The organism is Variovorax xiamenensis, from assembly GCF_050916385.1.
Classification (GTDB): Bacteria; Pseudomonadota; Gammaproteobacteria; order Burkholderiales; family Burkholderiaceae_C; genus Variovorax.
This window is the reverse complement of sequence record NZ_CP139038.1, coordinates 3,314,616-3,338,775: the sequence shown is the minus strand read 5'-3', so window position 1 is coordinate 3,338,775 and position 24,160 is coordinate 3,314,616. Positions and strand designations below refer to the sequence as shown.

General features: G+C 66.9%; 24 protein-coding genes. 21 read left to right on the top strand and 3 right to left on the bottom strand.

Annotated features, from left to right (window positions below; all coding sequences use genetic code 11):
• Positions 1-7: 7 nt before the first annotated feature.
• Positions 8-1,126 carry a branched-chain amino acid ABC transporter substrate-binding protein gene (locus SFB74_RS15200; RefSeq protein WP_432731937.1) on the bottom strand — a complete coding sequence of 373 codons (1,119 nt, stop codon included), beginning with the start codon at positions 1,124-1,126 and terminating at the stop codon, positions 8-10.
• A 199-nt stretch (positions 1,127-1,325) separates the two neighbouring features.
• Between SFB74_RS15200 and SFB74_RS15195 the strand changes: the two genes are divergently transcribed.
• The gene (locus SFB74_RS15195) at positions 1,326-2,219 is read left to right on the top strand and encodes a LysR substrate-binding domain-containing protein (protein ID WP_432731609.1); all 894 of its coding nucleotides are present in this window, start codon (positions 1,326-1,328) and stop codon (positions 2,217-2,219) included.
• 17 nt (positions 2,220-2,236) lie between these two features.
• Here the strand turns inward: SFB74_RS15195 and SFB74_RS15190 are convergent, their stop codons facing one another.
• Positions 2,237-3,265: an aldo/keto reductase gene (locus tag SFB74_RS15190; protein ID WP_432731608.1), complete on the bottom strand. Its 1,029-nt coding sequence runs from the start codon at positions 3,263-3,265 to the stop codon at positions 2,237-2,239.
• Between the two features lie 263 nt (positions 3,266-3,528).
• Here SFB74_RS15190 and SFB74_RS15185 point away from each other — a divergent pair, with 263 nt between their 5' ends.
• From SFB74_RS15185 to SFB74_RS15090, 20 genes are all read left to right on the top strand, one after another.
• Entirely contained in the window at positions 3,529-4,194 is a 666-nt protein-coding gene (locus SFB74_RS15185; RefSeq protein ID WP_432731607.1) for a peptidoglycan recognition protein family protein, read from the top strand.
• Entirely contained in the window at positions 4,191-4,739 is a 549-nt protein-coding gene (locus tag SFB74_RS15180; RefSeq protein WP_432731606.1) for a hypothetical protein, read from the top strand. Before SFB74_RS15185 ends, SFB74_RS15180 begins: the two co-directional genes overlap by 4 nt.
• Positions 4,740-4,765: 26 nt before the next feature.
• Positions 4,766-5,314 (top strand): hypothetical protein, encoded by a 549-nt coding sequence (locus SFB74_RS15175; RefSeq protein WP_432731605.1) that lies wholly within the window; start codon positions 4,766-4,768, stop codon positions 5,312-5,314.
• An 83-nt stretch (positions 5,315-5,397) separates the two neighbouring features.
• Positions 5,398-5,850 carry a GNAT family N-acetyltransferase gene (locus tag SFB74_RS15170; RefSeq protein ID WP_432731604.1) on the top strand — a complete coding sequence of 151 codons (453 nt, stop codon included), beginning with the start codon at positions 5,398-5,400 and terminating at the stop codon, positions 5,848-5,850.
• Positions 5,847-6,299, top strand: a complete 453-nt coding sequence (locus tag SFB74_RS15165) for a GNAT family N-acetyltransferase (protein ID WP_432731603.1) — start codon at positions 5,847-5,849, stop codon at positions 6,297-6,299. Before SFB74_RS15170 ends, SFB74_RS15165 begins: the two co-directional genes overlap by 4 nt.
• Positions 6,300-6,571: 272 nt before the next feature.
• Positions 6,572-7,558 (top strand): MurR/RpiR family transcriptional regulator, encoded by a 987-nt coding sequence (locus SFB74_RS15160; RefSeq protein ID WP_432731602.1) that lies wholly within the window; start codon positions 6,572-6,574, stop codon positions 7,556-7,558.
• Complete coding sequence (locus tag SFB74_RS15155) at positions 7,555-8,526, top strand: isoaspartyl peptidase/L-asparaginase family protein (protein ID WP_432731601.1); 972 nt, start codon at positions 7,555-7,557, stop codon at positions 8,524-8,526. Before SFB74_RS15160 ends, SFB74_RS15155 begins: the two co-directional genes overlap by 4 nt.
• A 44-nt stretch (positions 8,527-8,570) precedes the next feature.
• Entirely contained in the window at positions 8,571-10,448 is a 1,878-nt protein-coding gene (locus SFB74_RS15150; protein ID WP_432731600.1) for a dipeptide ABC transporter ATP-binding protein, read from the top strand.
• A 76-nt stretch (positions 10,449-10,524) separates the two neighbouring features.
• Positions 10,525-12,081 (top strand): glutathione ABC transporter substrate-binding protein GsiB, encoded by a 1,557-nt coding sequence (gene gsiB, locus SFB74_RS15145; RefSeq protein ID WP_432731599.1) that lies wholly within the window; start codon positions 10,525-10,527, stop codon positions 12,079-12,081.
• Positions 12,082-12,160: 79 nt separating this feature from the next.
• Complete coding sequence (gsiC, locus tag SFB74_RS15140) at positions 12,161-13,081, top strand: glutathione ABC transporter permease GsiC (protein WP_432731598.1); 921 nt, start codon at positions 12,161-12,163, stop codon at positions 13,079-13,081.
• A 10-nt stretch (positions 13,082-13,091) separates the two neighbouring features.
• The gene (gene gsiD, locus SFB74_RS15135; protein ID WP_432731597.1) at positions 13,092-14,024 is read left to right on the top strand and encodes a glutathione ABC transporter permease GsiD; all 933 of its coding nucleotides are present in this window, start codon (positions 13,092-13,094) and stop codon (positions 14,022-14,024) included.
• 18 nt (positions 14,025-14,042) lie between these two features.
• A complete protein-coding gene (locus SFB74_RS15130) occupies positions 14,043-15,125 on the top strand; it encodes a P1 family peptidase (RefSeq protein WP_432731596.1) in 1,083 nt (360 codons plus the stop codon).
• 13 nt (positions 15,126-15,138) lie between these two features.
• The gene (locus tag SFB74_RS15125; RefSeq protein WP_432731595.1) at positions 15,139-15,957 is read left to right on the top strand and encodes a M55 family metallopeptidase; all 819 of its coding nucleotides are present in this window, start codon (positions 15,139-15,141) and stop codon (positions 15,955-15,957) included.
• Positions 15,958-16,231: 274 nt separating this feature from the next.
• Positions 16,232-18,010 carry a nitrite/sulfite reductase gene (locus tag SFB74_RS15120; RefSeq protein ID WP_432731594.1) on the top strand — a complete coding sequence of 593 codons (1,779 nt, stop codon included), beginning with the start codon at positions 16,232-16,234 and terminating at the stop codon, positions 18,008-18,010.
• Positions 18,007-18,402, top strand: a complete 396-nt coding sequence (locus SFB74_RS15115; RefSeq protein ID WP_432731593.1) for a DUF934 domain-containing protein — start codon at positions 18,007-18,009, stop codon at positions 18,400-18,402. The genes SFB74_RS15120 and SFB74_RS15115 overlap by 4 nt, the downstream gene beginning before the upstream one ends.
• 20 nt (positions 18,403-18,422) lie before the next feature.
• Positions 18,423-19,043, top strand: a complete 621-nt coding sequence (locus tag SFB74_RS15110) for a phosphoadenosine phosphosulfate reductase family protein (RefSeq protein WP_093302672.1) — start codon at positions 18,423-18,425, stop codon at positions 19,041-19,043.
• 46 nt (positions 19,044-19,089) lie between these two features.
• Positions 19,090-20,031, top strand: coding sequence for a sulfate adenylyltransferase subunit CysD (gene cysD, locus SFB74_RS15105; RefSeq protein WP_093302669.1), 942 nt, complete (start codon positions 19,090-19,092; stop codon positions 20,029-20,031).
• On the top strand, positions 20,031-21,368 hold the full coding sequence (locus SFB74_RS15100; RefSeq protein ID WP_432731592.1) for a sulfate adenylyltransferase subunit 1: 1,338 nt from the start codon (positions 20,031-20,033) through the stop codon (positions 21,366-21,368). Before cysD ends, SFB74_RS15100 begins: the two co-directional genes overlap by 1 nt.
• 43 nt (positions 21,369-21,411) lie before the next feature.
• Positions 21,412-21,741, top strand: a complete 330-nt coding sequence (gene fdxA, locus SFB74_RS15095; protein WP_126019243.1) for a ferredoxin FdxA — start codon at positions 21,412-21,414, stop codon at positions 21,739-21,741.
• The gene (locus SFB74_RS15090) at positions 21,699-22,781 is read left to right on the top strand and encodes an NAD(P)/FAD-dependent oxidoreductase (RefSeq protein ID WP_432731591.1); all 1,083 of its coding nucleotides are present in this window, start codon (positions 21,699-21,701) and stop codon (positions 22,779-22,781) included. The genes fdxA and SFB74_RS15090 overlap by 43 nt, the downstream gene beginning before the upstream one ends.
• 4 nt (positions 22,782-22,785) lie before the next feature.
• Here the strand turns inward: SFB74_RS15090 and SFB74_RS15085 are convergent, their stop codons facing one another.
• Positions 22,786-24,093, bottom strand: a complete 1,308-nt coding sequence (locus tag SFB74_RS15085; protein WP_432731590.1) for an aspartate aminotransferase family protein — start codon at positions 24,091-24,093, stop codon at positions 22,786-22,788.
• Positions 24,094-24,160 lie beyond the last annotated feature (67 nt).

The following is a 24,160-nucleotide window of genomic DNA, read 5'->3' as shown; positions in this document are numbered from 1 at the left end:
GGCCCTCTCAGGAGCCCGCCACGCGCACGCGCTTGCCGTCCTTGTAGGTGAAGACGGTGAAGTCGGGCTTCTGCAGGTTGCCCTTGCCGTCGAAGCTGATGGTGCCGGTGACGCCGTCGAACTTCACCTTGCGCATCGCGGGCAGGTAGGCCTGCGGCTCGACCGAGTTGGCCGCGCGCATGCCGGCGGCCAGCGCCATCATCGCGTCGTAGAGGTACGGTGCGTAGGTCAGCACTTCGGTGCCGTAGCGGGCCTTGTAGCGCTGCTCGAACTCGGCGCCCTTCGAGGTCTTCTCGACTTCCTTGCCGCCGCGCGTGCAGTACAGCAGCCCGTCGACCGCGCCGCCGCTGATCTTCGCGACCTCGTCGGTGCAAAGGCCGTCGGTGCCCAGCAGCTTGGCCGTGATGCCGAGCTGCTTCATCTGCCGCGCGATGAGGCCACCCTGCGCATCCATGCCACCGTAGAACACCACGTCGGGCTGCCTGCTCTTGATGGTGGTGAGGATGGCCATGAAGTCGGTGGCCTTGTCGCTGCCGTACTCCTGCGCCACGATGTTGCCGCCCAGCGCCTTCACCCCGCGCGTGAACACCTCGGCGGCGCCCTGGCCGTAGGCGGTGCGGTCGTCGATCACCGCGATGTTCTTCGCCTTCAGGTCCTTCACCGTGTAGCTGGCGATGGCCATGCCCACGTCTTCGTCGCTCGCGAGGATGCGGAACACGTTGTCGTAGCCCTGCTTCGTGAAGCTCGGGTTGGTGGCGGTGGACACGTCGGGCACGCCGGCCCGGCTGTAGACGGCCGAGGCCGGGATGGCCGCGCCCGAGTTGAAGTGGCCCAGGATGCCCTTCACGCCCATGTCGGTGAGCTTGTTGGCGACCACCATGGCCTGCTTGGGGTCGGCCTGGTCGTCCTCGGACTGCAGCACGAACCTGATCTTCCTGCCACCGATGACCAGGCCCTGCCTGTTCAGGTCTTCGACCGCGAGCCTCGCGCCGTTGTCGTTGTCCTTGCCCCAGTGGGCCGCGCCGCCTGTGAGCGGGCCCGCGTGGCCGATGGTGACGGTCTGCTCCGCCGCCTGCGCGAACGCGGCGGCGGGCAGCCCCAGGACGGAAGCCAGTGCGATGCCCATGGCATTGCGACGGGTGCGCGAAACAATCATCGGAAGTCTCCTCGTATCGTTGGCAGGGGTCGGCACGCAGAATAGAGTCGCGGGCGGACACGGAACAAACGCTAAAAACTCACAACGTTGTGCATGCAGGGAAGGACACCGCCCCAGGCACGACAGGTGCTTCGGCACCGGCAACGAGACAACTGCTGGCTATCGATCGATGAGAAAAGACATTCCCAACCTCGGCGCGCTGCAGGCCTTCGAGGCTTCTGCGCGGCTGGGCAGCTTCACCCGCGCGGCGAGCGAACTGGCGCTCACCCAGAGCGCCGTCGGCCGACAGGTGGCCATGCTGGAGCAGCGCCTCGGCGTGCCGCTGTTCTCGCGCGTGCGCCGCCGCCTCACGCTCACAGACACGGGCCGGGAGTACGCGGCGCGCATCCGCCGCCACCTCGACCAGATCCGCCGCGACACGCTGGAGATCAGCGCCGGCCACGAGATGGGCTTCGTGCTGGAGCTGGCCGTGGTGCCCACCTTCGCCACCCAGTGGCTCATACCGCGGCTGCCGGAGTTCAGCCGGCTGCATCCGAACATCACGGTGAACCTGTCCGCGCGCTCGCAGCCGTTTTCATTCCAGGAGAACGCCTACGACGCGGCCATCTACTTCGGCGACCAGTTCTGGCCGAACACGCGCGGCGGGCTGATCTTTTCCGAAGGCGAGATGGTGCCCATCTGCAGCCCCGCTTTTCGCGACGCGCACGGGCCGTGGGACGAAGCCGGCTTCGAGCAGTGCCGCCATGTGCACCTGAGCACGCGCGCCCATGCGTGGCGCGACTGGTACGCGCAGCAAGGCTGGGAGTACACCGTGCACGCATCGCGCGGACCGCGCTACGAGCTCTTCACCATGGTGGTGGCGGCCACTGCGGCCGGCATGGGCGTGGGCCTGGCGCCACGCATCCTGATCGAGCACGAGCTGCGCACCGGCGAGCTCGTGATTCCGGTGGACCGGCACCTCGACGTGCGCCAGGGCTACTACTTCGCGTACCCCGAAGGCCGGCCGGCCTCCGGGGCGCTGGAAGACTTCAAGCGCTGGGTGCTCGGGCTGACGCCGGCCTAGGAAAAGAACAAAGAAACCTAGACCGGATTCGGGTTGCGCTCGAGGAAGCCCTGCTGGTGCCAGTAGGGGTACGCCCGCGTCGTCGCGCTGGCCGCGTCGAGCTCGGCGACCTGCGCGGGCGTGAGGTTCCAGCCCACCGCGCCGAGGTTCTGCCTCAGTTGCGCCTCGTCGCGCGCACCGATCACCACGCTGGACACCGTGGGGCGCTGCAGCAGCCAGTTGAGCGCCACCTGCGGCACCGTCTTGCCGACTTCGGCGCCGACCTTTTCGAGCGCATCGACCACGCGGTACAGCAGCTCGTCGGGCACCGGCGGGCCCATGTCGGCCGTCGCGTGCAGGCGGCTGTTGGCGGGCAGCGGCTGGCCGCGGCGGATCTTGCCCGTGAGCCGGCCCCAGCCCAGCGGGCTCCACACCACGGCGCCCACGCCCTGGTCGATGCCCAGCGGCATCAGCTCCCATTCGTAGTCGCGGCCGACCAGCGAGTAGTAGGCCTGGTTCGCGACGTAGCGCGCGAGCCCGTGGCGCTCCGACACGGCCAGCGACTTCATCAGGTGCCAGCCCGAGAAGTTCGACACACCGATGTAGCGCAGCTTGCCGGCGCGCACCAGGTCGTCGAGCGTGCCCAGCGTTTCTTCCACCGGCGTGCTGGCATCGAAGCCGTGCAACTGAAACAGGTCGATGTAGTCGGTGCCCAGGCGCTTGAGCGCGCCGTCGACGGCCTGAACGAGGTGGTGGCGCGACGAGCCCACCTCGTTCGGCCCCTCGCCGCTGCGGAAGGTGGCCTTGGTGGAGATCAGCAGCTTTTCGCGCGGCCGCCCCTTGATGGCCTCGCCGAGCACCGACTCGGCCGCGCCGTCCGAGTAGATGTCGGCGCTGTCGAACATGTTCACGCCGGCCTCGAGACAGATGTCGATGAGCTTGCGCGCCTCGGCCACGTCGGTGCTGCCCCACGCGCTGAAGAACTCGCCCTTGCCGCCGAAGGTGCCGGTGCCAAAACTCAACACGGGGACCTTGAGGCCGGATTTGCCCAGATGACGGTATTCCAAAGTTGTACTCCTTGGTGCTTGAGGAATTCGGAAAAGAAAAAGGAAGCGGACGAGCCGCGCGGCCATTGTTGGGCGGAGCGTTGAACCTTGCCTGCGGATGGGCTTTGCGGGGCAGGCAACGATGGTTGACAAAGCCGCCACAGAACTCTCTTTTTAGCTCCGTAGCATGCGCCGCGAGGTCGTGGTCTTGCGGCGAGTTCGATGCGCAAGACCAGGCCTTTCAGAGAGCAGACAACCAATAAATTCTTCAGGGAGGAAAACCCATGCTTGTCGAAATCGACAAACACGGAATGATCAGTCACGCGCGCGTCAGGCATGCGCGCAGTCCGCAGATCGAACGAGGCAAACGGGTCGGGGCTATCACAGGCATCGTCGTGCATCAGACAGATGCCGATACGCTGACATCTTCATTGAACAGCTACAGGAACCCCAAGGCGAACGGAGCGCACTTTCTCATCGACAAGGATGGGACGATTTATCAGACGGCTGCGATTTATCAGAGGACGAATCATGTGGGGCCGTTGAAGGCGAGATGCCTGATAACAGGCAAATGCGCTCCGCGCGACTTTCCGGCAAAGGCTGGAGCCACGACGATTCATCGCATTGAAATGCGCAAAGCACCCCATGAGCGCTATCCAGGCAACATGCAAGCCATCGGAATCGAGATGGTTGGCAGAGCAAAGATGCCGGAAGGGTTCAGGCCAACGACTCGGCAGCTGGAATTGACCCCGGAGGAACTACGAGGAGAGATAGCCGTCTTCCCCACGCCAACGGCGGCACAGAACCAGTCACTCTCGTGGCTCGTTCTCGTACTTGAGAATTCAATGCAGATCGCGACGAGTGAAGTCTTTCGCCACCCTGTAGTCAGCAGCAAGAACAAGACAGAGGCAGAAGGTGCGAACTGGACGCTTCCTGTTCGCACACCATGAACAAAGTCAACATCCTCTTGATGTCGCTGGCGGCCGCAATGGCAACCGGACAGGTGCACGCCGCCGACAAGCGATACCCACTCAACTCCGTACGGAAGATCGAAATCATCGAACCATCCAGCGGATCTGCTTGGGAAGACAAGAGCTTCCTGGACTGCTCCGACGTCATCCTCACCGAGGAAGACGTGCGCTATGCGCTGCAGCACATGCGCAGAGTTTCGCGGAAGTCCTACTTCAGCGAGAACACGGAAAGAACGGGGTGCGCCGGCGGCGCATCGGTCACCTTCAAGAACGGAAAGATCATCGTCATCGGGATCGAACCTACGGGGCGGATCAATACCTTTGAAGCGGACGCCAGACTTGAGCCCACCTCGACACCGGGCAGCTTCTACGAATGTGCGCCCTGCAAGGACCGCAAAATGGATCTTCTGAAGGATGCACTGGATCGAGCCGATGAACGACGGCTCAGGAAAGCAGAGGCCGAGGGAAAGATTCCCCCCGGCGAGGCCGAGCGCCGGCTAAGAGCATTGCGAGCCGGCCATTGAACGCGACACGCCCCTGCTCTCGCGCCATGAACTGGGCCGGCATCTTTTCGATGGCGTTGGTAACAGCAACTGCAACCGTCCCGGCGCGTGCCGCCGACAGGCGATATCCCATTGCCTATGTGCAGAAAGTGGAAGTCACGAACCCTTCAGGCAGCACTGCCTGGGAAGACAAGGATTTCCTGGCTTGCGACGACGTCGTACTGACGGAGGAAGACGTCCGCTACGCCTTGCGGCACATGCGCAAGGTTTCATGGAATGCCTACGCCCCTGAAAACACGGACACCACCGGATGCAAGGGAAGCGCTCTTGTCACGTTCAAGAACGGAAGGATCCTGGCCATGGGCATTGAGCCCACCGGGCGAATCACCACTGCGGAGTACGACGCCGGAATGAAAATTACGGCAAGTCCCGCGGGCTTCTACGAATGCGACCCTTGCAGGGAGCGCAAGATGAAGTCCCTGAAGGATGCGCTATACCGAGCCGATGAGCGACGGCTCAAAAAACTCGAGGCGGAAGGAAAAATTCCGCCTGGTGAAGCGGAACGTCGCCTGAAGACACTGCAAACCAGCCGCTGACCCTTGCACCCAACCCGCTTCGGCGGGTTTTCTTTCGACCCGCTCTCCCGATCAACCGCCCCTCGGCTGGATAACATCGCCCGATGCGAATCTCCCTCGAAAGCCCCGCCCAGCCCGACGTCATCCAGCTCATCGACGACCTCGATGCCTATCAGAAGCCGCTGTATCCGCCCGAGTGCCACTACGGCATCGACATCGCCGCGCTGTCCGCCGCGAACGTGCTGTTCGCGGTGGCCCGCGACGGCGAAGGCACGGCCGTCGGCTGCGGCGCCATCGTGATGGAGCCGGAGTTCGGCGAGCTCAAGCGCATGTATGTGCGGCCCGAGAACCGCGGGCAAGGTGTCGCGGCGAAAGTGCTGGGCTTTCTTGAAGGCGAAGCGATGGCGCGTGGCTGCGCGATGTTCAGGCTGGAAACGGGCGTGAGCCAGCCGGAAGCGCTGTCGTTCTACAAACGCGCAGGCTACGCGCGGCGCGGGCCGTTCGGGAGCTACCCGGATGACCCGCTGAGCGTGTTCATGCAGAAGACGGCGGCGTGAACATCGTCTTTCGCAAGGCAGTGCCCGCGGATACGCCGGACTGCATCGACTTGCGAGGCAGAACCAGGGAGAACGCCTTCACGGCCGATCAGCTTGCAGCCCTCGGAATCACGCTCGAAAGCTGGAGTGCTGGCATCGCCGACGGTTCACTGCCGGGTCATGTCGGCACCGTGGACGGCAAGCTCGCCGGCTATTGCTTCGGCGACCGCGATACAGGCGAAATCGTGGTGCTGGCGCTCTTGCCCGCCTTCGAGGGAATGGGCCTCGGCAAGCGCCTGCTGGATCTGATGGTCGACGAGTTCAGGGCCCTGGGATTCAGCAGGCTCTTTCTCGGCTGCTCATCCGACCCCGAGGTCCGGTCGTACGGGTTCTACCGGCATCTGGGCTGGAAGCCCACCGGCGCTGTCGACGCCGCGGGCGACGAAGTACTCGAATATTTCCTCTCGTAGCGCGACGGCGCAAGGCGCCGGTCATCCGTCGGCCCGCGCTTCTGCAGGCGCAATCCCGCGACATTAGGGGAAATCCCTAGAAGCTCCTCCGCGAAGCGCCAGCACAGGCCTTCCGCGAGTGAAACGGCGCACGCCCGCCATCTTCAAAGCCCCTTTCTCCCTGGCCCGCTACTTGCGATCATGATCAAAAATGACAGAAAATTTTCTTGTCTGACTTATATTTGTAAACTGGTTTTCAAAAAACGCACACTTTCGGGCGCATCGCACCCTCCATGAGCACCACTTTCGACTCCCCAGGCACCACCGTGGCCCAGCGCATCGCGCAGGCATTGCCGCGGCTGTCGCGATCGCATCGGCAGGTGGCCGACTACGTGCTGGAGCACCCGTTGCAGGTCGCCACGCTGCCCATCGACGAACTGGCTGCGGTGGTGGGCGTGTCGGTGGCCACGGCCAACCGCTTCGCGCGTGCGCTGGACTTCGACGGCTACGCCACCTTCCGCGCCGAGCTCGTGCGCGGCTTCGAGCCGCTGGTGGCGCCGGTGGAGCGCCTGCGCGGCAACCTGGAGCGGCCGACCACTGTGGCCGAGGTGTTCGCAACCGCGCTCGACGAGAGCCGCCGCAACATCGACGCCACGCGCCAGACGCTGGACTACGCCGCCTGCGAAGCCGCGGTGGAGCGCATCGGCAAGGCGCGCTCGGTCTACATCGGCGGCTTCGGCGCGAGCGCGTGGCTCGCGGGCCTGCTGCAGCACGGGCTGGACGGCAGCTGCAGCGACGTGCGGCTGCTGGCAGGCGTCAGCGGCGTCACGCACGCCGCGCGCACGCTGATGCACGCGGGGCCGCAGGACGTGTTCATCGGCCTGACCTTTCCGCGCTACCTCACGGACACCATCGCGCTCGCGCAGATCGCGCGCAGCCAGGGTTGCGCGGTGATCGCCCTCACCGACCGGCCCAGTTCGCCGCTGGCGCCGCTGGCCGACGTGGCGCTCTTCTGCCAGACCGAGACCAGCTACCGCCCGAACTGCGAGACCAGCGTGCTCGCGCTGATCGAGGCGCTGACCAGCGCGGTGTCGCTGCGCGCGCCCGACCCGGTGCAGTCGGCCGGCCGCATCCTGCATGCGGTGCGGCCATGGCTGCACGGTGCCAACGGGCTGCCCCGCATCAACGGGCTCGACACGAGCGCCCGCCAGCAAGACAAGACGACAGATGCCTCCGCCGCGAACGGCGCCGGCAAGAGAAAGAAGAAAGCCTCCCGATGACCCAGACCCACGTGCCCGTGATCGCCATCCACGGCGGCGCCGGCACCATCAGCGCCGCGACGACGAGCGCGGAACAGGCGCAGGCCTATCACGACGCGTTGAAGAGCATCGTGGCCGCCGCGCAGGCGATGCTGCTCAAGGGCGCATCCGCGCTCGACGCCGCCTGCCTCGCGGTCGAGATGCTCGAGGACTGCCCGCTCTTCAACGCCGGCCACGGCGCGGTGTTCACGCACGACGAAACCCATGAGCTCGATGCCGCCGTGATGGACGGCGCCACGCTCGCCGCCGGCGCGGTTGCAGGCGTGTGCCACATCCGCCGCCCGGTGCGCGCCGCGCGTGCGGTGCTCGAAGATGGCGCCCACGTGCTGCTGGCCGGTGCCGGTGCCGAGGTGTTCGCGCGCGAACGCGGGCTGGAGATGGTCGAGCCTTCGTTCTTCTCCACCGAGGCTCGTCGCCAGCAGCTCTACCGCGTGCGCGGCACCGGCCGTGTCGTGACCGATCACGAGGGCGCGACGATGGCGGCGACAGGTTCGTCCCCGCTCGACGAGGACAAGAAGTTCGGCACCGTCGGCGCGGTCGCGCTCGACATGCACGGCCACCTGGCCGCGGCCACCTCCACCGGCGGCATGACCAACAAGCGCGTCGGCCGCATCGGCGATTCGCCGCTCATCGGCGCCGGCACCTATGCCGACGACCGCACGGCCGCCGTGTCTTGCACCGGCAGCGGCGAGATGTTCATCCGCGTCGCCGCCGCCTACGACGTGTGCGCGCGCATGGCCTACGGCGGCGCGACGCTCGAAGCCGCCACGCACGCGGTGGTGCAGCAGTCGCTGCCGGCCATCGGCGGCTCCGGCGGGCTGATCGCCGTGGACCGCCACGGCAACCTGAGCCTGGCCTTCAACTCCGAAGGCATGTACCGCGGCCACGCGCGCGGCAACGAAGCGCCCCTCACGGCCATCTTCGCCTGAGACGGCACACACGCTCGCTCGCACCCTCTTTTTCTCGCACTCCCATGTCCACCCCTGCCCTCGCCCTGCCGGACGGCCGCGTTCTCGCCGTCGACGACCTCACCGTTCGCTTCTCGACTTCCGAGCGCACGGTCGATGCCGTGAAGAAGCTGTCCTTTCACGTCGACCACGGCGAAACGCTCGCGGTGGTGGGCGAATCGGGTTCGGGCAAGTCGGTGACCTCGCTGGCGCTGATGCGCCTCGTGGAGCACGGCGGCGGCCGCATCCTCGGCGGGAGCATGGCGTTTCGCCGCCGCAACGGCGAGGTGCTCGACCTCGCACAGGCGCGCGACGCCGCCATGCGCAACATCCGCGGCGCGGACATCGCGATGATCTTCCAGGAGCCGATGACGTCGCTGAACCCGGTGTTCACCGCCGGCGACCAGATCGCCGAGGCCATCCGCATCCACCAGGGCAAGAGCGACGCGGCCGCGCGCGCCGAGGCGCTGCGCATGCTGGAGCTTGTGCGCATTCCCGAAGCGCGCAACGTGCTCGACCGCTTCCCGCACCAGCTGTCGGGCGGCATGCGCCAGCGCGTGATGATCGCGATGGCGCTGTCGTGCAAGCCGCAGCTGCTGATCGCCGACGAACCGACCACCGCGCTCGACGTGACCATCCAGGCGCAGATCCTCCAGCTCATCCGCGAGCTGCAGAAGGAGATGCGCATGGGCGTGCTCTTCATCACGCACGACATGGGCGTGGTGGCCGAGATCGCCGACCGCGTGCTGGTGATGTATCGCGGCGACAAGGTGGAAGAAGGCGTCTCCGACAACGTCTTCGCGTCGCCGCAGCACCCCTACACCCGCGCGCTGCTGTCGGCCGTGCCCAAGCTGGGCGCCATGCAGGGTACCGACCTGCCGGCCAAGTTCGAACTGCTGCGCACCGAGGCCAGCGCCGAGATGGCGCCATGCGACCACGTGACGCCGCAGGACACGGTGCGCGCCGACGCGGGCCCCATCCTGCGCGTGCGCGACCTCGTCACCCGCTTCGACGTGCGCAGCGGCCTCTTCGGCCGTGTCAAGCGCCGCGTGCATGCGGTGGAAAAGATCAGCTTCGACCTGCACCCCGGCGAGACGCTGGCGCTGGTGGGCGAATCGGGCTGCGGCAAGTCGACCACCGGCCGCTCGCTGCTGCGCCTGGTCGAGAGCCAGAGCGGCGCCATCGAGTTCGGCGGCAAGAACATCCGCGAGCTGCCCACGCGCGAGCTGCAGGCGCTGCGCCGCAACATCCAGTTCATCTTCCAGGACCCGTTCGCCTCGCTCGATCCGCGCGTGACGGTGGGCTTCTCGATCATGGAGCCGCTCCTGATCCACAAGATGGCCAGTGGCGCCGAGGCGCAGCAGCGCGTCGACTGGCTGCTGCAGAAGGTGGGCCTGCCGCCCGAGGCGGCACAGCGCTATCCGCACGAGTTCTCCGGCGGCCAGCGCCAGCGCATCGCCATCGCGCGCGCGCTCGCGCTCAACCCCAAGGTGGTGGTGGCCGACGAATCGGTGTCGGCGCTGGACGTGTCGATCCAGGCGCAGATCGTCAACCTGATGCTCGACCTGCAGCGCGAGCTGGGCGTGGCCTTCCTCTTCATCTCGCACGACATGGCGGTGGTGGAGCGCATCAGCCACCGCGTGGCCGTGATGTACCTGGGCCAGATCGTCGAGATCGGCCCGCGCCGCGCGGTGTTCGAGGCGCCGCAGCATCCCTACACCCGCAAGCTGATGGCCGCGGTGCCGGTGGCCGACCCGTCGCGCCGCCACAAGCCGCGCGCGCTGCTCGAAGGCGAGATCCCGAGCCCGATCCGCGCCGTTGGCGACGAGCCCGTGGTGCCGCCGCTGGTGCAGGTCGCGCCGGGCCACTTCGTCGCGCGGCACGCCATCGGCGGCGCGTTCTGATTCATCGAACAGGTTTTCCGTTTTTCTCAACCCGCAGGCCCTCCTGCTTTTTCCACGAACCGACTGGAGTTCTTCCATGACGCAACAAGCTTCTTCCTCCCTGCGATGGGCATCCGCACTGCTGGGCCTGGCCGCGCTGGCCGCCTCGGGCACGGCACTGGCCGCGAAAGACGTGGTGCTGTCGATCGGCTACCAGCCGGAGACGCTGGACCCGTACAACACCAACACCACCATCACCACGGCCGTGACCAAGACCTTCTATGAAGGCCTGTTCCAGTTCGACAAGGACCTGAAGGTGCAGAACGTGCTGGCCGAGGGCTACGAGGTGTCGAAGGACGGCCTGGTCTACACCATCAAGCTGCGCACCGGCGTGAAGTTCCACGACGGCACCGACTTCAACGCCGAGGCCGTGAAGTTCACGCTCGACCGCGTGCTGAACCAGGACAACAAGCTGCTGCGCTACAACCAGTTCAACCGCGTGAGCAAGGTCGACGTGGTGAACCCCAGCACCGTGCGCATCACGCTGAAGGAGCCCTTCGGCCCCTTCATCAACTCGCTGGCCCACGCATCGGCCGCCATGATCTCGCCCACCGCGCTGAAGAAGTGGGGCAACAAGGACATCGCCTTCCACCCCGTGGGCACGGGCCCCTTCGAGTTCGTCGAGTGGAAGCAGACCGAAGCGGTCAAGGCCAAGAAGTTCGACGGCTACTGGAAGAAGGGCTTCCCGAAGGTCGACAACGTCTCGTGGAAGCCGGTGCTCGAGAACAACACGCGCGCCGCGATGCTGCAGACCGGCGAGGCCGATTTCGCCTTCCCCATTCCCTATGAGCAGGCCGACCTGCTGAAGAAGAGCGACAAGCTCGAAGTGGTGGCGACTCCGTCGATCATCACGCGCTTCCTGGCGTTCAACATGCTGCAGAAGCCCTACGACAACCCGAAGGTGCGCGAAGCCATCGGCTACGCCATCAACAAGGAAGCGCTGGCCAAGGTCGCCTTCGGCGGCTATGCCTTCCCCGCGCAGGGCGTGCTGCCCCAGGGCGTGAAGTACGCCGAGAAGATGGCGCCGATTCCCTACGACGTGAAGAAGGCCAAGGAGCTGATGAAGGAAGCCGGCTACCCCGACGGCTTCGAGTCGGTGCTGTGGAGCGCCTACAACAACACGACCTCGCAGAAGACGATCCAGTTCGTGCAGCAGCAGCTCGCGCAGATCGGCATCAAGCTGCAGGTGCAGGCGCTCGAAGTGGGCCAGCGCACCGAGCAGGTGGATGCATGGCCCGATCCGAAGACGGCCAAGGTCCGCATGTACTACACCGGCTGGTCGTCGTCGACCGGCGAAGCCGACTGGGGCCTGCGCCCGCTGTTCGCCTCGGAAGCCTGGGCGCCCAAGCTGAACAACATGTCGTTCTACAAGAGCGAGGTGGTCGACAGCTCGCTGGCCAAGGCGCTGGTGACCACGGATGAGAAGGAACGCGCGGCGCTGTACAAGACCGCGCAGGAAGAGATCCGCAAGGACCTGCCGCGCGTGCCGATGATCACCGAGCAGAACCTGTCGGCGCACGCCAAGCGTCTCTCGGGCGTGTTCGTGATGCCTGACGGCAACATCAACATCGACGCCATTGCAGTGTCGAACTGATCCCGGCCTTTCGTTTCCTGACTGACTGCCCGGCGGGCGGTGGCATGCCGCCATCGCCCGCCCGCGGCAACCGCACCCCATGCTGAATTACTTCCTCAAACGACTGTTGGGCCTGATCCCCACGCTGCTCATCGTGGCGGTGCTGGTGTTCCTGTTCGTCCACATGCTGCCCGGCGATCCGGCGCGACTTGCCGCCGGCCAGGATGCCGACGAGCAGACCGTGGCCATGGTCCGCGCGGAGCTCGGGCTCGACAAGCCGCTGCCGCAGCAGTTCGTGAACTTCTTCACCCACATGCTGCAGGGCGACTTCGGCACCTCCATCCGCACGCGGCGGCCGGTGGCGACCGAGATCGGCGAGCGCTTCTTCCCGACGGTGATGCTGACCATCACCAGCATGGTGTGGGCGGTGATCTTCGGCATGGGCATCGGCATCGTTTCCGCCGTGTACCGCAACAAATGGCCGGACCGGCTGGGCATGACGCTCGCCGTGTCGGGCATCTCGTTTCCCGCATTCGCACTCGGCATGCTGCTGATGCAGATCTTCTCGGTCCAGCTCGGATGGCTGCCCACGGTGGGCGCCAGCAGCTGGAAGCACTACATCCTGCCCTCGATCACGCTGGGCGCGGCCGTGGCGGCCGTGATGGCGCGCTTCACGCGGGCCTCCTTCGTCGAGGTGATCCAGGAAGACTTCGTGCGCACCGCGCGCGCCAAGGGCGTGCGCGAGCGCGCCGTGATCATCAAGCACTGCCTGCGCAACGCGCTCATTCCGGTGGTGACGATGATGGGCCTGCAGTTCGGCTTCCTGCTGGGCGGCTCGATCCTGGTGGAGGCGGTGTTCAACTGGCCCGGCCTCGGCCGCCTGCTGGTCGATGCCGTGCAGATGCGCGACTACCCCGTCATCCAGACGCTGGTGCTGCTGTTCTCGCTCGAATTCATCCTGATCAACCTGGTGGTCGATGTGCTGTACGGCTACATCAACCCGACCATCCGATACAAGTGAGCAAGCAGCCATGACGCAACAAGCTTCCGGCGTGCCTGCCGAATCCATCGCTACCGCCACGCCACCGGTCGTGGCCGTTCAAACCGCCGGCAAGGTCCGCACGCCCTGGGGCGAGTGCTGGCGCCGCTTCAAGAAGCAGCCGGTGGGCATCGCCGCCGCGGCCTTCGTGCTGCTGCTGGTGTTCGTCGCGGTGTTCGCGCCGTGGATCGTGCCTTTCGATCCGGAGAACTTCTTCGACTACGACATGCTGAACACCGGCCCCTCGGCCACGCACTGGTTCGGCGTCGATCCGCTGGGGCGCGACATCTTCAGCCGCATCCTGATGGGCGCGCGCATCTCGCTGATGGCGGGCTTCCTGTCGGTGGTGCTGGGCGGCATCATCGGCACGGCCTTCGGCCTGCTGGCGGGCTACTACGAAGGCTGGTGGGACCGCATCGTGATGCGCATCTCGGACGTGCTCTTCGCCTTCCCCGGCATCCTGCTGGCGCTGGGCGTGGTGGCCATCCTGGGCAGCAGCATGACCAATGTGGTGGTGGCTGTGTCGGTGTTCAGCGTGCCGGCCTTCGCGCGGCTCGTGCGCGGCAACACGCTGGTGCTCAAGCAGCAGACATACATCGAGGCCGAGCGCAGCATCGGCGCCTCCGACTGGACCATCATCGTGCGGCACATCCTGCCGGGCACCATCTCGTCGATCGTGGTGTATTTCTCGATGCGCGTGGGCACCTCGATCATCACGGCCGCCAGCCTCTCGTTCCTGGGCATGGGCGCGCAGCCGCCGACGCCCGAATGGGGCGCGATGCTCAGCGAGGCCCGCGCCGACATGGTGACCTCGCCGCACGTGGCGCTGTTCCCCAGCCTGGCCATCTTCTTCACCGTGCTCGCCTTCAACCTGCTGGGCGATGCACTGCGCGACGCGCTCGATCCGAAAATCGACCGCCAGTAATCCCGGTTCTCCTCCTTCATGTCTTCCAGCAAGCAGCAAGCCCCTCTTCCCTTCATCGGCAACCTGCTCCAGGGCGAACGCAACGCCATCACCGACGTCGCGGGCGTCACCGTGGGCCATCGCACGCTCAATGACGGTCCCGTGCAGACGGGCGTGACCGTGGTGCGCCCCCACGCGGGAGACCCGTTCCGCGACAAGGTGCCGGCGGCCGCCGTGGTGCTCAACGGCTTCGGCAAGAGCGTGGGGCTGGTGCAGGTGGAGGAGCTCGGCGTGCTCGAAACGCCCATCGCGCTGACCAACACCTTCTCGGTCGGCACTGTGGCCACGGCGCAGATCCGGCGCTGCGTGGCCGACAACCCCGAGACCGGACGGACGCTGCCCACGGTGAACCCGCTGGTGTTCGAGTGCAACGACGGCTTTCTCAACGACATCCAGCGCATGGCCGTGAGCGAGGCCGACTACCTGCACGCGCTGGCCGATGCCGGAGCCGATTTCGAGCAGGGCTCAGTCGGCGCGGGGCGCGGCATGTCGAGCTTCCAGCTCAAGGGCGGCATCGGCAGTGCCTCGCGGCGCGTGTCGGCGCGCGAAGGCCTGTGCCACACGGTGGGCACGCTGGTGCTGGCGAACTACGGACGCCAGCCGCAGCTGCTGCTGGCCGGCCATGCGGTGGGCGACCGGCTCGCCGCGCTGCAGGCCGAACGCAGCCTTCCGGCGGTGAACGAGGCCGAGAAGGGCTCGATCATCATCGTGGTGGCAACCGACGCGCCGCTCGACGCGCGCCAGTTGCGCCGCCTCGCGCTGCGCGCCGGTGCCGGGCTGGCCCGCACGGGCTCGGTCTTCGGGCACGGCAGCGGCGACATCGTGCTGGCCTTTTCCACCGCCTACACCGTGCCCGACAGCGTCGAGCGGCCGATGCCCACCGTGGCCATGCTGCACGACGGCCTGCTCGACGGCCTCTTCCAGGCCGCGGCCGACAGCACCGAGCAGGCGATCATCCACGCGCTGTGGCGCGCAACGCCAGTCACCGGACGCGATGGCAACCACCGCGCCGCGCTGGCCGACGTGCTGCCCGCCTCCGCCCTCTTCTCAACCCACGCCTGAACGCGAGCCTCCAATGAAAGTCCTGATCTCCACCGACATCGAAGGCGTCGCCGGCGTCTATCAATCCGAGCAGGTGCGCGCGGGCAACCCCGAGTACGAGCGCGCGCGGCTGCTGATGACGCAAGAGGCCAACGCGGCCATCGCCGGCGCCTTCGACGCGGGCGCCACCGAGGTGCTGGTGAACGACTCGCACGGTGGTTTTCGCAACATGCTGCCCGACGTGCTCGACGCACGCGCCCTCGTGGTGCAGGGCAAGCCGCGCTACCTGAGCATGGTGGCGGGCGTGGAACAAGGCGTGGACGCCGTCTGCATGGTGGGCTACCACTCGCGCGCACAGGGGCGCGGCATCCTGGCGCACACGATCAACAGCTTTGCCTTCGCCGGCATCTCGCTCGGCGGGCAGGAACTGGGCGAGGCCGGGCTCTACGGCGCCCTGGCCGGCGAATACGGCGCGCCCGTGGTGATGGCCAGCGGCGACGACGTATTCATCGCCGAGAACCGCCCGCTCTTCCCGCACGCGACCTTCGTCGAGACCAAGAAGGCCACGGGCTGCACCAGCGGCATCTCGCTGTCGCCGGAGCAGTCGCGCCGGGCGATCCGCGCCGGCGTGGAAGAAGCACTGGCGGCGCGCGCGGGCGCGAAGCCGCTGGTCTTCGAAGGCCCGCAGACGGTGACGCTGCGCGCCCAGACCTCCGCCCTGGCCGACCTGTTCTGCCAGTGGCCGGACTTCGAGCGCGTCGACGGCGTCACCCTGCGATTCACCGCCCCGACGGTGGAAGCGGCCGTGCGCATGCTGAACTGCTGCTCGGCGATGTCGACGATGCTGCGCTGAGGCGCGCCGCCCGCAGGCCGGGCCTTCATGAAAATCCAGCCGGCCCGCGTGCGCCGGCATGGCCGGGCGCTGCGCTTCCGCCCTGCCCGTCCTTATCCGGAATAAGCATCAAACCGTCCGGAAACCCGCATGGATACTGGCGAATAAGCTTATCCGCATAAAGCGCGAACCAAAAAATAGTTTGGTTCCATAAGGAGCGCTTGGACAATCGCGCCTTCTTGCTGGGGTGCCCCGCTACGCGCGCGGCACCGCACTTCCTCAAGACACACGCACGATGTACCAATACACAGAATTCGACCGCCAGTTCGTCCACCAACGGGCTGCCCAGTTCCGCGACCAGCTCGAACGCTGGCAGAAGGGCAAGCTCGCCGAAGACGAGTTCCGCCCCCTGCGCCTGCAAAACGGCTGGTATGTGCAGCGCTACGCGCCGATGCTGCGCGTGGCCGTGCCCTACGGCGAACTGTCGAGCCGCCAGCTGCGCGTGCTGGCGCGCATCGCGCGTGAATACGACGAGCCCGAGGCCGAGGTCTACAAGAAGGCCATCGAGACGCAAGGCCTGCTCGGCAGCCACAAGCTGCCCACCCACTACGCCCATTTCTCGACCCGCCAGAACGTCCAGTACAACTGGATTCCGCTGGCCAAGTCGGCCGACGTGATGGACCTGCTGGCTTCGGTCGACATGCACGGCATCCAGACCAGCGGCAACTGCATTCGCAACATCACGAGCGACGAGCGTGCCGGCATCGCCGTCGACGAGATCGCCGATCCGCGCCCCTACGCAGAAATCATGCGCCAGTGGAGCACGCTGCATCCCGAGTTCGCGTTCCTGCCGCGCAAGTTCAAGATCGCCATCACCGGCGCCACCGAAGACCGCGCCGCCACCGGCTGGCACGACGTGGGCCTGCACATCGTGAAGAACGAAGCCGGCCAGACCGGCTTCCGCGTGCAGGTGGGCGGCGGCATGGGCCGCACCCCCATCGTGGGCACCGTGCTGCGCGAGTTCCTGCCGTGGCAGCAGATCATGAACTACCTCGAGGCCGTGATCCGCGTCTACAACCGCTACGGCCGCCGCGACAACATCTACAAGGCGCGCATCAAGATCCTGGTGAAGGCCGAGGGCCAGCGCTACATCGACGACGTCGAGGCCGAGTACAAGCAGATCCTCGAGCACGACGGCGCGCCGCACACCATCTCGCAGGAAGAGTACGACCGCGTGGCCGCCTCCTTCGTGCCGCCCACGCTGGCCACCCGCGTGCTGCAGAGCGCCGAGAAGACCGACGCCGAACTGCGCCACCACGCCGCCGACGACGTGCAGTTCGCCCGCTGGCTGGCGCGCAACGTGGCGCCGCACAAGAACCCGGCGCTGCGCGCCGTGACGCTCTCGTTCAAGCGCCTGAAGCAGGCGCCTGGCGACGCATCGGCCGACCAGCTCGACACGCTCGCCGAACTGGCCGACCGCTTCTCGGCCGGCGAAGCGCGCGTAACGCACGACCAGAACGTGGTGCTGCCCTGGGTGCATGCCGAAGACCTGCACGCGCTGTGGCTCGCCGCCCGCGCCGCCGGCTTCGCCAGCGCCAACGTGCACCTGCTGACGGACATGATTGCCTGCCCCGGCGGCGACTTCTGCGCGCTGGCCAACGCACGCTCCATTCCCGTCGCCGAAGCCATCACCGAGCGCTACCAGGACCTGGACGAGCTCGACGACATCGGCGAGATCGACCTGCACATCAGCGGCTGCATCAACTCGTGCGGCCACCACCACAGCGGCCACATCGGCATCCTCGGCGTCGACAAGGACGGCAAGGAGTGGTACCAGGTGACCCTCGGCGGCTCCGACGGCTCCGCGCTCAGCGGCGCGCCGCAGGCCGGCAAGGTGGTCGGCCCCTCGTTCTCGGCGGCAGAAGTGCCCGGCGTGATCGAGGCCGTGCTGACCACCTACCGCGACACCCGCGAAACCGGCGAGAACTTCATCGACACGCTGCGCCGCGTGGGCCACGACCCGTTCAAGGCCGCCGCCAACGGTGCGCGTTTCAAGGTGGAGGAAGCAGCATGAACAAGACTTTGAACATTCTTTCCGCCGAAGAACACATCGACGACGGCGACCCGAAGGTGCTGCAGCTGGCCAACGACGCCGACCCGCTTGCCATCGAGGTGTGCCTGGAAGACATCGAGCGCATCGACCTGAACTTTCCGAAGTTCACCGACGGCCGCGCCTACAGCCAGGCCTTCCTGCTGCGCCGCCGCCTGGGCTTCAAGGGCGACATCCGCGCCACCGGCGACGTGCTGATCGACCAGCTCGTGCAAATGGAACGCACCGGCTTCTCGAGCGCCGTGCTCAAGGAAGGCGTGGACGCCTCCGACGCGCAGCGCCAGTTCGACCGCTTCGCCGCCTTCTACCAGGGCGATGCGGTGAAGACCGCGCCGCACTTCGCGGCCGGCAACTGAGACGCGTGGAAGCACCAGAGATGAGCATCGACCTCGAACGCATCAACGCAGAACTCGGCCGCAATTCGGAAGGCCTGGTGGACTGGGCTCTCGGCCTGGGCCAGCCCGCTATCGTCACCACGAACTTCCGGCCCTTCGAGGCCGTGATCCTGCACATGGTCACGCGCGTGAAGCGCGACGTGCCGGTGATCTGGATGGACAACGGCTACAACACCGAAGCCACCTACCGCTTCGCCGACGAGGTGACGAAGCAGCTGGGCCTGGACCTGCACATCTACCTCCCGCGCCGCTCGCGCGCGCACCGTGAAGCCGTGGAAGGCCCGACGCCGGCGCTCGACGATCCGCGCCATGCGGCCTTCACCGAAGAAGTGAAGCTGGAGCCGTTCGCCCGCGCGCTGCGCGAGACGGCGCCCAAGGTCTGGTTCACCGCGCTGCGGGCTACCGACACGGCCGTGCGTGCGCAGATGGACCCGGTCAGCGTGAATCCCGACGGCCTGATCAAGGTCGCGCCGCTGCTGCACTGGTCGTCCAAGGATCTGCACGAGTACTGCGTGAAGCACGGCCTGCCCAACAACTTCGACTACGTCGACCCGACCAAGGGCGAAGACAACCGCGAGTGCGGACTGCATCTCGCGCACTGAGCGCCTGCATCGCCTCGACCAACCGCATCCAGCACCCCATCCTCCGATGAACGCCCGTACCGAAACCGATCTGCTGCTGCCGCCCGCGCACCTGTCCAACACGCACCTCGATGCGCTGGAGGAAGAAACCATCTTCATCCTGCGCGAAGTGGCGGCCGCCTTCGAGCGCCCCACCCTGCTGTTCTCGGGCGGCAAGGACTCGCTGGTGCTGCTGAAGTGCGCGGAAAAGGCGTTCGGCGTCGGCCGCATTCCCTACCCGCTGCTGATGATCGACACCGGCCACAACTTCCCCGAAGTGACGGCCTACCGCGACCAGCGCGCGAAGGAACTGGGCGCCGAACTCATCGTGCGCAGCGTGGAAGACTCGATGAAGCGCGGCACCGTGCGCCTGGCCCACCCGGGCGAGTCGCGCAACGCGCACCAGTCGGTGACGCTGCTGGAGGCGATCGAGGAATTCCGCTTCGACGCGCTGATCGGCGGCGCCCGCCGCGACGAGGAAAAGGCGCGCGCCAAGGAACGCATCTTTTCGCACCGCGACAGCTTCGGCCAGTGGCAGCCCAAGGACCAGCGCCCCGAGCTGTGGACGCTGTTCAACACCCGCCTGGCCCCCGGCGAGCATTTCCGCGTGTTCCCGATCTCGAACTGGACCGAGCTCGACGTGTGGCAGTACATCGCCCGCGAGGAAGTCGGCCTGCCCTCGATCTACTACACGCACAAGCGCGAAGTGGTGGAGCGCCGCGGCCTGCTGGTGCCGGTGACCGATCTCACCCCGCCGCGCGACGGCGAGACGGTGCAGGTGCGCGACGTGCGCTTCCGCACCGTGGGCGACATCACCACCACCTGCCCGGTGGAAAGCCTGGCGGCAGACGCGAGCGACGTGGTGCTCGAGACGCTGTCGGTCGACGTGAGCGAGCGCGGTGCCACGCGGATGGACGACATGACGTCCGAAGCATCCATGGAAAAACGAAAGAAAGACGGTTATTTCTGATGAGCGCGACGATTGCTACCCCTGTGACCAACGACGTCCACGGCGACACCGGCACCGCCCTGCGCTTCATCACCTGCGGCTCGGTCGACGACGGCAAGAGCACGCTCATCGGCCGCCTGCTGGTCGACAGCAAGACGGTGCTGCAGGACCAGCTGGCCGGCGTGCAGCGCGGCGGAGAGACCGACCTGGCCCTGCTGACCGACGGTCTCTCGGCCGAGCGCGAACAGGGCATCACCATCGACGTGGCCTACCGCTACTTCTCGACCGCCAAGCGCAAGTTCATCATCGGCGATGCGCCGGGCCATGAGCAGTACACGCGCAACATGGTCACGGCCGCCTCGGCCGCCGACGCCGCCGTGGTGCTGGTCGACGCGACCAAGCTGGCCTGGGCCGCCGAGGTGGAAGACGGCACCGTGGTCAAGCGCGAGCTGCTGCCGCAGACGCGCCGCCACACGCTGCTCACGCACCTGCTGCGCGTGCAGTCGATCGTGTTCGCGGTGAACAAGCTCGACGCCATCGCCGATGCCGGCCTGGCCTTCGAGCGCATCTCGACCGCGCTGAACGCCTTTGCCGAGGCGGCGGGCGTGCAGGTGGCGGCCATCGTGCCGATCTCCGCGCTCAAGGGCTGGAACGTGGCCACGCGCCATGCCGACTGGGTCGGCTACGAAGGCCCCAGCCTGCTCGAGCTGCTCGAAGACCTGCCCGTGACGGCGCAGGACGAGGCCGTGCCCTTCGCCTTCCCGGTGCAGTGGGTCGAGAAGTTCTCGTCGTCGGCCGACACCTCGCAGGGCCGCCGCGTGTTCTGGGGCCGCGTCGCCTCGGGCCACGTGGAGCCGGGCCAGCGCGTGACCGTGCTGCCGAGCAACCAGACCGCCACGGTCGCCCAGGTGCTGAGCCACACGCGCCAGCCCAAGGCGGTGCATGCCGGCCACAGCGCCGGCATCGTGCTGGACCGCGAGGTCGACGTGTCGCGTGGCGACTGGCTGCTGGCGCCCAGCGCCTTCGAGCCGGTGCGCGAGATCACCGCCACCGTGGCCTGGCTCGACGACGAGCCGCTGGTCGCGGGCCGCGTGTACTGGGCGCTGCAGGGCCACCGCTGGGTGAAGGCCAAGGTGGCGCGCATCGTCGATCGCGTGAACATCACGACGCTCGAATCGGAGCCGGCAATGCAGATCGAGGCCAACGCCATCGGCGACGTGGTGCTCGCGCTGCAGCAGCCGCTGGCCGTGCTGCCCTTCACGCAATCGCGTGCGCTGGGCTCGCTGGTGCTGGTCGATACGGCCTCCCACAAGACCGCCGCTGCCGTGCTCGTGCAGCCCTCCGCCGCAAAGGCCTAAAATCCCGGGTTTCCCCCGACATCACCCTGACGTTAAAAGACAAATGACCCACGTCGTCTCCGAAGCCTGCATCCGTTGCAAATACACCGACTGCGTGGACGTTTGCCCCGTCGACTGCTTCCGCGAAGGTCCCAACATGCTGGTGATCGACCCGGACGAATGCATCGACTGCGCGGTCTGCATCCCCGAGTGCCCGGTCAACGCGATCTACGCCGAGGAAGACCTGCCGGCCAACCAGATCGCCTTCATCAAGATCAACGCCGAGCTGGCCCAGGCCGACGGCTGGAAGAGCATCACCAAGCGCAAGCCCGCCCTGCCCGACGCCGAGGAGTGGAAGGACAAGACGGACAAGATCGGGGAGCTGGTGCGCTGAACCAGCCCGCCGCCCCCGCCGCGCTTCCGATCGAGACCGACGCCCTGATCGTCGGCGCCGGCCCCGTGGGGCTGTTCCAGGCCTTCCAGCTGGGCCTGCTCGAAATCTCCTGCCACATCGTCGATGCACTGCCCGCCGCAGGCGGCCAGTGCGTGGCGCTGTATGGCGACAAGCCCATCTACGACATTCCCGGCACGCCCGTGACCAGCGGGCGCGACCTGGCGCAGTCGCTGCTGCAGCAGGTGGCGCCGTTCAAGCCGCAATTCCACTTCGGCGAGCAGGTTTCCACCCTGGCTCGCGAGGCCGATGGGCGGCTGCTGCTGACCACGTCGGCAGGCAAGGCATTCCTCGCAAAGACCGTGTTCATCGCGGCCGGCGTCGGTGCCTTCGTGCCCAAGCGCATTGCCATCGAGGGCATCGCGCAGTTCGAGGGCAGCTCGCTCTTCTATCACCCCGATTCGCTGGACCGCTTTGCCGGGCAGGCGGTCGTGGTCAATGGTGGCGACGACATCGCGCTCGAAACCGCCATTGCGCTCACGGCCATCGCGAAGCAGGTCACGCTGGTGCACCGGCGCGACGGCTTCCAGGCCGAGGAAGCGAGCGTCACGGCCATGCGCGCCCTCGTGGCCGCCGGCAAGCTGGCCTTCAAGGTCGGCCAGCCCACGGCCTTCGATGGGAAGCAACTGCTGATCGCCACGCCTGACGCGACCACCGTCGACCTGCCGCTGGACGCGCTGGTCGCCTGCCTGGGCATCTCGCCGCGCCTCGGCCCCATCGCCGACTGGGGCCTGGAGCTGGAGCGCAAGCAGGTGCCGGTCGACACCGAGAAGTACGAAACCCGCGAACGCGGCGTGTTCGCGGTGGGCGACATCAACACCTACCCGGGCAAGAAGAAGCTCATCGTCTGCGGCTTCCACGAGGCCACGCTGGCCGCCTGGGGTGCCACGGCCATCGTGTTCCCCGGCAAGGCCGTGCCACTGCAGTACACGACCACCAGCACCCGCCTGCACGAGCTGCTGGGCGTGGCCGGCTCCCGCTGACCAGCTAGCCTTGGGCGTGGGGCAGCAGCTCCCTGTATTCGCCGATGAAGCTGCCGATGGCGGCCACGTAGCGGTCTATGTCCGCATCGGTCAGCGGCAGCGACAGCACCACGAAGCCGCGCGGCGAGGTGTAGATGCCCTCGCTCAGCAGATGGAAGAAGAGCAACTGGCGCAGGCGGGCATCGACCGATGCCAGGTCGTCGGTGCTGCGCACCTCGCCGCCCACGAAATGCGCGTTCATCAACGAGCCGATGCCGGTGAACTGCATCGCGACGCCCTCACCGGCGCATAGCGCGTTGAGCCGCTTCCGCATCGCATCGCCCCTGTCGGCCAGTGCACCAGCCGCCTCCGGCGTGAACAGCTTCGTGAGCCCGGCGTGCCCGGCCGCCATCGTCAGCACGTTGTTGTTGAAGGTGCCCGAATGGGCCAGCGGCCCGGTGCGCGGGTCGAACAGCGCCATCACGTCGGCTCGGCCGCCGAAGGCGCCAAAGGACATGCCGCCGCCGATGTACTTGCCCAGCGTGGTCAGGTCGGAACGGACGCCCAGCTTGTTCGCCAGCCCGTTCGGCGCCAGGCGCGAAGTCATCACCTCGTCGAAGATCAGCAGCGCACCGACCCGCGTGGCCGATTCGCGCAGCGCCTGCAGGAACTCCAGGCGACCCGGAATGCAGCCGCTGGCGCCCTGCATCGGCTCCAGCAGGATGGCGGCGATCTCGGGGCCGTGCCGCTCGATCTGCTCGCGTGCCGTCTGCGTGTCGTTGTAGGGCAGCACGAGGAAGTCGAAGGGCACCGTCGTCGGCGACGGCTTGGCGCCGAAGCCCAGCACGCCGCCGTGATAGCCGCCCGAGAACACGACGATCTTGCGGCGGCCAGTGAAGTGCAGCGCCGCGGTGAGAGCCATCAGGTTCGCCTCGGTGCCCGAGTTGGTGAAGCGAAGCTGCTCGATCTGCGGGAAGCGCTCGCAGATGAGTCTTGCCAGCCGTCCTTCGAGCAGGTTGTGGCCCGTGAGGTTGATGCCGCCCTTCATCGCCTCGGCGACGGCTTCGCGGATCTCCGGTGCCGAGTGGCCGTAGACGCCGGCCGTGTACTCCGCGATGAAGTCGGTATAGCGATGGCCGTCGGCGTCCCACAGCGTGGCGCCCTCGCCTCGTGCGATGGTCAGCGGGAACGGCGCGTAGAACAGCACCGAGCGGCTGTTGGCACCGGGCATGTAGCGCGCCTGTTCCTCGAACTGGCGGAAGCTGGCGGGGTTGCTTTCGGTGAAGCGCCGGTGCGCTGCTGCGAGGGCTTGATCGATGTCTGTGCGGGCCATGGCGATGTCCTTCGGAGGTGATGCGCCCGTCTCTTGCAGCGCGATTTATTGATCGATGCTCAATTTA